We start from the raw sequence: 5,714 nt of genomic DNA, 5'->3' as shown, positions 1-5,714 counted from the left end.
GCCCACCTGCACGTCGATGGCCAGCAAGGTCGTCACCTGCTCCTGGGCCGGGAATTTGTGGGCCACGGCCCAGCGAGGTTCGCGGGTCTTGAAGCCGAGCTTCTGCTGCTGCTCCCACGAGTTCACCTTGTAGACGACGCCGTCGATGTCGAACGGCAGGCCGTCGCGCGCCTCGGCCACGCGCTGGTGGAAGGCGACGAGGCCGGCCGTGCCGCTCGCCACCGTGCGCATGTCATTGACCGGCAGGCCGAAGGCCGCCAGCGCATCCAGCAGGCCCGACTGCGTCGCCGGCAGCGCCCAGCCCTGCACCTCGCCCAGGCCATAGGCATAGAAGCTCAGCGGCTTGTCGCGCGCCTGGCGCGAATCGAGCTGGCGGATCGCCCCGGCCGCGGTGTTTCGCGGGTTCACGAAGGTCTTGTCGCCCTTGCTGCGCTGGCGCTCGTTCAGCGCCTCGAAGGCGTCGCGGCGCATGTAGACCTCGCCACGCACCTCCAGCACCTGCGGGGCGTCGCCCTGCAGGCGCAACGGAATCTGGCCGATGGTGCGCACGTTGTGCGTGACGTCCTCGCCGGTCTCGCCGTCGCCGCGCGTGGCCGCCTGGACCAGCACGCCGTTCTCGTAGCGCAGGTTGATGGCGAGCCCGTCGAACTTCAGCTCGGCGTTGTAGTCGACGGGCGCGTCACCTTCCTTCAACCCCAGCTCGCGGCGCACGCGGGCGTCGAAGGCGATGGCACCGCCCTCGGTCGTGTCCGTCTCCGTCGTGATGGACAGCATGGGCACGACGTGATGCACCGGTGTCAGCCCGGGCAGCACGGCACCGATGACGCGCTGCGTCGGCGAGTCCGGCGTCAGCAGCTCGGGGTGCGCCGCCTCCAGGGCCTGCAGCTCCTGGAAGAGCTTGTCGTACTCGGCATCCGGCAACGCGGGCGCATCGAGCACGTAGTAGAGGTGGGCGTGGTGGTTCAGCTGGGTGCGCAGCTCGGCGGCGCGCCCGGTGGGATCGGGTGTCGGGGAGGTCGGTGCCATGCCGCCAGTTTAGAGGCCGGCATGGCGGTTCAGGCCGGAGCGAAGGTCGCGCCGACGTTGTGCAGCATGTAGTTGCGGATCTCGCAGGTGCTGCGCGTGCCGGAGCCGATGCAGGCACCGCTCCAGCCGCGGAACACCTGGCCGGCCTTCGGCACCGCCGTCAGCACGACCGTCGTGTACTTCGTGTAGCTGACGCCGCAGCTGCTGCCGCCCTGCACGCAGTTCATCGGCCCCACCGTGCCGCGCACCTCGTTGCCGACCGTGCCCTGCCCGGTGACGCTGACCCGGATCGGGCGCGTCGGGTAGTAGGCGTCCAGATCGGCGTCGACCCAGGTCTGCACCCACGGGTCGGTGGCCACGCTCTCGGCCAGCTCGGTCAGCGGCTCGGCGCCGCCGGAGGCCTCTGCCGTCACCGGGGACGGCGGCGGGGCCGCTGCCTCGTCCACCGGCGGCTGCACCGACACGGGCGCGACCGGCGCCGCCGCATCGGCTCCATCGTCACCACCGCCACCACCACCGCCGCATGCGGCCAGCAGCGCCGCCAGCATGCACGCGCCGGCCATCTTGCTCACACTCTTCATGTCCCTGCTCCAACCACGTCCGGCCCTGCACCATCGCAAGGGGTCGGCGTGACCTGACCTCTTTCGGCCCCGGCGCCGCTTCATTGAGCGTCTCTCGGGCCGGTTCGAGAATTGCTGCCACAAGCAAGAAGGCCCGGCCGTGCATCGCACCGCCGGGCCTCGTCGGATACCGCGGATCAGCGCGTCGAGAAGGTGTCGAGCACCGCGCCGTCCTGGCCGATCGTCTTCACGCTCACCTTGCCGCCGTCCACGTCGATGCGCATGTAGTGGTACGCCGCCGTGGCCTTCGCGTTCAGCGGGCCCAGGTTGTTGAAGCCGGCCAGTGCCGAGCCGCCGCCGCCGGTCACGGTGTAGACCGCGCCCTTCGCGTCGTCACGCACGCCGTTCGGGCTCGCGGCATCGGCATACACCGGCACCGAGCGCTCGTAGACGTGGCTGTGGCCCGAGATCACCATCTTCACCTTCGGGTGCTTGCTGAAATCCTTGATCAGCGTCGGCCACGAGGCGTTCGGCGCATGGCCGTCGGAGTACGAGATCAGCGGCGCATGCATCAGCACGATGGTGTTCTGGATCGCGCTGTTGGCCGAGGCTTGCGCCAGGTCGTAGCGCAGCCAGTCGAGCTGGTGCTTGTAGTAGTACGCGTCGTAGTTGCCTTCGTTGGCGGCCGTGCAGTTGCTCGAGCACTCCATCACGTCGTAGTAGTCCGAGTTCAGGCGCAGCACCACGAAATGCGTGCCCTTGTAGTCGAACGAGTAGTACATGTAGTCCGGATAGACGCCGCTGCGGGTCTTCGCGCAGGCCAGCTGGTAGAACTGGTCGTCGGTGTAGTGCTTGACGCTCGAGGTGGTCCAGTCCTTGAAGTAGGCCTTGTTCTGCGTGTGGTTCGGGATGCCGACCTTCTTCGGGTCGAACACGTCGCAGTAGCCGTTGCCGAACTTGTCCGGGTACCAGCCGTCGCCGTAGTTGTCGTCATGGTTGCCGACCACCGGGAAGTAGTAGGTCTGCAGGCCGGCGGCCGGCGTCTTGTTCTGCAGCGGCGCGATGATTTCCTTGAAGCTGCCCTTCGAGGCGTCGCTCGGGCAATCGCCGCGCTGCACCCAGTTGGTGGACTTGTCGTAGCCGGTGACCATGTCGCCGAGGTTGAACACGAAGGCGGCCGGTTCATTGACCATCCGGTTCACCAGGCCGATGTGCACGGCATTGCCGCCGCAGCCGTTGCCCGAGCGGCTGTCGCCGTAGGCCAGGAAGCTGAAGGCACCGCCGGTCGCGGGGGGCGTGGTGGGAGGCGTGACGGGCGGGGTCGTGGCCGCAGCCGCCGTCGTGAAGTTCCAGCTCGTCGTGCCGGCCAGCGCGTTGCCGGCGGTGTCCTTGATGCCGCTCGTGCCGGCGGTCAAAGCCACCGGGTACTGCGCGGCGGTCGACAGGGCCGCGACCGGCGTGAACGTGGCGGTGTTGCCGCTGCACGCGATCGTGCCCGACACCGAACCGACCTTGAAGGTCTGGCCCGAGACGGTCGAGCAGTCCAGCGTCTTGCTGAAGGTCACCTTGACCGGCGTCGTCACGGCCACGTCGGTGGCACCGGCGCCGGGCGTGGCGCTCGCCACCGTCGGCGCGGTCGTGTCGGCGACGACGAACGACGCGCTCACGTCGCGCGCCTGGCTCATCGTGATGCTGCAGGTGCTGGCGCTGCCGGAGCAGTCGCCGCCCCAGGCGCTCAGCTTGAAGCCGGCGGCCGGCGTCGCGGTCAGCGTGACCGCGGCGTTCGGCGTGACGTCTTCGCTGCAGTCGGCGCCGCAGTTGATGCCGCCGGCGCCCGAGGTCACCGTGCCGGAGCCGCTGGTGCTGACGTTCAGGCGGTAGGTGGTGGGTGTCGTCGGCGGGGTCGTCGTGCCGGCCGGGCCGAACTTGGCCGTGACCGCGCGGGACTGGCTGTTGTTCAGCGTGCAGGTGTTGGCCGTGCCGGAGCAGGCGCCGCCCCAGCCGAGGAACACCATGCCGGTGTTGGGCAGCGCGCCCAGCAGCACCGAGGTGTACTTCGTGTACTTCACCGAGCAGACCGTGCCGCCGTTGCCGCAGTTCATCGGCCCGAGCACGCCGCTCACCATGTTGCCCACCATGCCGGGGCCGGTCACGGTGACCGTGATCGGACGCGCCGTGTAGTACGCGCTGTCGCCGACGGCCTGCGCACTTTCGGTGGCGCCGGCGGCTGCCAGTTCGGGATCGACTTCGGAGGCAGCGCTCGTCGCGTTGTTGCCACTGCTTCCGCCGCCGCAAGCCGCCAGCATCATCGCCAGCGACATCGCACCGAACACCTTGTTCACCCTGTTCATTGACTAGCTCCAGACAAGCCCGGTCCAGGCCCGATCGCGTGGATCGCCGGGCTGGGCTCTGAGCGGCCGCATCGGCCGCATGTGTTGATCGAAGAAGGCGCCGGCAGGATCGCCGGCGCCAGGTCAGGCATCAGTACTCGTAGGCACCGATGTCGGTGGCCGCACCCTGGGCGCGCGAGACGCCGCGGATGTCGGTCGGGGCCAGCGACTGGCTCGCGCCGGCATCGATCGCCGGGCTGCCGGTCGACAGCGTCAGCGGGGTGCTGCCCGTCGTGGTCGAGAACTTCGGATCGGCCATCTTGCTGCCGGTATCGTCACGCCCGCTCAGCGCCTTGTACTTGGTCAGCCAGGTCGCGAAGTTGACGTTGCTGAACGAGTCGGACGTGAAGGTCGGGGCACCGTTGCTCGAGTAGTAGACGTTGTGGTCGAAGACCAGCGTCTTGTAGTCGGTCAGCGCGTTGGAGCCGATCTTCACCACCGGCTTCGCCGACGAACCGTAGATGATGTTGTTGCCGAAGTACACGTTGGTGCCGGCCTGGCCGACTTCCGACTCGTTGGACAGGAAGATCGAGCCGTGCATCAGCTTGCCGGTGTCGTAGCAGCTGTTGTTGTAGAAGCGGGCGTTGCTCGACGACGAGGTCGCGAGGCAGGCCCAGGTGGAGCCGATCACGACGTTGTTGCGGACGATGCCGTCATACGTCTCGTACAGGCCGTCGACCAGGCGGTAGTCGTCGGTCTCCTGGCCCAGCATCAGCGCATGGCCGTTGGCCGAGTTGCCGATGTTGACGAGGCGGTTGCTCTCGAAGATCGGGTTGCGTGCATTGCCCTTGGCATAGACGCCGATGTCCGGCACGTCGTGGATGTAGTTGCCGGCGACACGGACGCGGTCCGCACCGACGATGTCCACGCCCTGGGCGTTGCTGCCCGGCTGCACCTTCGAAGCGTCCTGCCAGATCTCGTTGTCCAGCACTTCCACGTCGTTGGAGGTGCGCACCAGCTTGACGATGTCGGCGACGCTGCAGCACAGGCGGTTGCCCACCAGCTTGACCTTCGGCGTGTCGATCTTGATCGCGTTGCCGTCGCTGCCGCCGGCGGCGCTGCCCTGGATCTCCAGGCCCTGCACCACCCAGTACATCGGGTAGCAGTCGGTGTTGCCGCTGCCGTCGCCGATCGCGTCTTCATCGCAGGCGGAGTTGTAGAAGTAGACCGTCGGGCCCGAGCTCGTGCTCTTGATCACCGGGCGCTCGCCGTTGTAGCCGCGCAGCGAGATCCACTTCGTGGCGCTGCCCGCACGGCGGATCACGACGCTCTCGGTGTAGGTGCCGGCACGCACGTCGATGGTGTCGCCGGCAGCCGCCAGGCCGACCGCCTTGTTGATCGTCTTGAACGGGGCCGCGAGCGTGCCGGCGTTGCTGTCGCTGCCGGTGGTCGCCACGAAGTACGCCTTGCCGGTGCCGGTGCCCGGCGCCGTGCCGGTACCGCCGCCGGTGCCGCCCGAGCCGCCGCCGGTGGAGGTGGCGGTGAACGAGGCGCCGACCGCAGCCGCCGCATTCATCTGCACCGTGCAGGTGCCGGTGCCCGAGCAGGCGCCGCTCCAGCCGCTGAAGCTGTAGCCGGCAGCCGGTGCCGGGTTCAGCGTGACCGGCGTGCCCGAGTAGAAGACGCTGGTGCACGACGCGCTGCACGACACGCCGGCCGGGCTCGAGGTGAGCGAGCCGCTGCCGGTGACGGTGATCGCCAGCGGGTAGGTGACCGTGGGGGTCGGGGTGGGCGTGGG

Annotated in this window: 4 protein-coding genes; all 4 read right to left on the bottom strand. The window is 68.6% G+C overall.

Annotation, left to right across the window (positions count from 1 at the left end; genetic code table 11):
- Nucleotides 1-1,026 (bottom strand): NAD-dependent DNA ligase LigA (gene ligA / locus AC1D15_RS15700; RefSeq protein ID WP_477826698.1); only part of this gene is annotated, 1,026 nt, incomplete at its 3' end.
- Between the two features lie 29 nt (nucleotides 1,027-1,055).
- Complete coding sequence (locus AC1D15_RS15695) at nucleotides 1,056-1,607, bottom strand: InlB B-repeat-containing protein (protein WP_477826697.1); 552 nt, start codon at nucleotides 1,605-1,607, stop codon at nucleotides 1,056-1,058.
- A gap of 176 nt (nucleotides 1,608-1,783) precedes the next feature.
- A complete protein-coding gene (locus AC1D15_RS15690; protein WP_477826696.1) occupies nucleotides 1,784-3,937 on the bottom strand; it encodes an Ig-like domain-containing protein in 2,154 nt (717 codons plus the stop codon).
- A 130-nt stretch (nucleotides 3,938-4,067) separates the two neighbouring features.
- Nucleotides 4,068-5,714, bottom strand: a 1,647-nt coding sequence (locus AC1D15_RS15685) for a right-handed parallel beta-helix repeat-containing protein (RefSeq protein WP_477826695.1), incomplete at its 5' end; no start/stop codon positions are given.

The organism is Rhizobacter sp. P2_H2 (assembly GCF_056403375.1).
The sequence above is the reverse complement of the archived record's forward strand: the minus strand, read 5'-3'. Positions and strand labels throughout refer to the sequence as shown.

What these genes read in the sequence shown, in the direction of transcription:
- AC1D15_RS15695 (WP_477826697.1), bottom strand. Translation starts at nt 1,607, where the DNA reads ATGAAGAGTGTGAGCAAGATGGCCGGCGCGTGCATGCTGGCGGCGCTG.
- AC1D15_RS15690 (WP_477826696.1), bottom strand. Translation starts at nt 3,937, where the DNA reads ATGAACAGGGTGAACAAGGTGTTCGGTGCGATGTCGCTGGCGATGATG.